Origin of the sequence: Streptomyces sp. NPDC006265 (assembly GCF_040613555.1) — a bacterium.
GTDB lineage: Bacteria > Actinomycetota > Actinomycetes > Streptomycetales > Streptomycetaceae > Streptomyces.
Genome location: NZ_JBEXSH010001505.1, coordinates 1 through 1,129, shown reverse-complemented (window position 1 = coordinate 1,129; position 1,129 = coordinate 1). Strand labels below are relative to the sequence as shown.

Here is a 1,129-nt window from a genome sequence, read left to right as displayed (position 1 = left end):
CCGCTACTGAAGGCCGAGGGCCGGAATCCGAAAGGGTTCCGGCCCTCGGTGTATTCGGCGGCGTCATGCAGCATGGCAGCAGAGAGCCCCGGCACCCATCAGTGCCGGGGCTCTCGCGCGTTCGTGCGGGCTAGGCGGCTGCGCAGTTCGGACAGACGCCGCGGTAGGTCACCTCGACGTCCGAGACCGTGAAGCCGAAGCGCTCGGTGTCGGGGAGGTCCGCCAGCGGGTTGCCGACCGGGTGGACGTCCCGGATCGCGCCGCACTGGGCGCACACCAGGTGGTGGTGCGGCTGGTGGGCGTTCGGGTCGTACCGCTTGGCGCGCTGGTCCGTGGAGACCTCCAGCACCTCGCCGAGGGTCACGAGCTCACCCAGCGTGTTGTACACGGTCGCCCGGGAGATCTCGGGCAGCTTGGCGACGGCCCGGGCATGGACCTCGTCGGCCGTCAGATGGACGTGTTCGCCGTCGAGGACCTCGGCCACGACGCGCCGCTGCGCGGTCATTCGCCATCCGCGTCCGCGCAGGCGTTCCAGAAGGTCACTCATGGCCACCAGCCTAACAGCTAAGGGGACCAGGTCCCGAACAGGTGTGAGTTTAGAGTCTCACTTGCTTTAGATATTGTCTATTGTGGGATCGGGAACGGCTTTGGCCGGTGCGCAGGACTGGTCAGGAATGGTGCAGGAGGCGCATATGCCCCAGGGACCGCTTACGACGGAGGCCGGGGCCCCGGTCGCCGACAACCAGAACGGCGAGACCACGGGCGTCGGCGGTCCGGTGCCCGTCCAGGACCAGCTCCTGTTGGAGAGGCTGGCCCACTTCAACCGTGAGCGCATCCCGGAGCGCGTGGTGCACGCCCGCGGTGCCGGTGCCTGATCGCGAATCTGGCGGGCTTCATCGCCAAGGTCTCGCGCGACGACATCGTCGAGCGGGCGATCGACAACTTCCGTCGGGCCGACGGAGACTCCGGCAAGCGGCTGGAGGTCGCGGTCCAGGCCCTGCGCGGCTGAAACTCCAGCGCTGGACCGCTCGCGGTGGCGGACGGGCCGGGCCGCCTCCGGGGGTCCGGCTGGAATGGTGTACGCCCTTGGTGCGGCGGTCTGCTTCGGCACGGCGACGGTGCTGCTGGC

2 protein-coding genes and 1 pseudogene are annotated in these 1,129 nt (G+C 69.2%); 2 read left to right on the top strand and 1 reads right to left on the bottom strand.

The window, feature by feature from the left end:
- Positions 1 to 130: 130 nt before the first annotated feature.
- Positions 131 to 547 (bottom strand): Fur family transcriptional regulator, encoded by a 417-nt coding sequence (locus ABZ281_RS50200; RefSeq protein ID WP_031110441.1) that lies wholly within the window; start codon positions 545 to 547, stop codon positions 131 to 133.
- Positions 548 to 674: 127 nt separating this feature from the next.
- Between ABZ281_RS50200 and ABZ281_RS50195 the strand changes: the two are divergent.
- Together ABZ281_RS50195 and ABZ281_RS50190 are read left to right on the top strand one after the other, a co-directional pair.
- Positions 675 to 872, top strand: a pseudogene (locus tag ABZ281_RS50195) (catalase); the annotation flags it as partial.
- On the top strand, positions 872 to 1,009 hold the full coding sequence (locus tag ABZ281_RS50190) for a catalase-related domain-containing protein (RefSeq protein ID WP_356665602.1): 138 nt from the start codon (positions 872 to 874) through the stop codon (positions 1,007 to 1,009). The pseudogene ABZ281_RS50195 and the gene ABZ281_RS50190, both read left to right, overlap by 1 nt.
- The last annotated feature ends 120 nt before the right edge of the window (positions 1,010 to 1,129 follow it).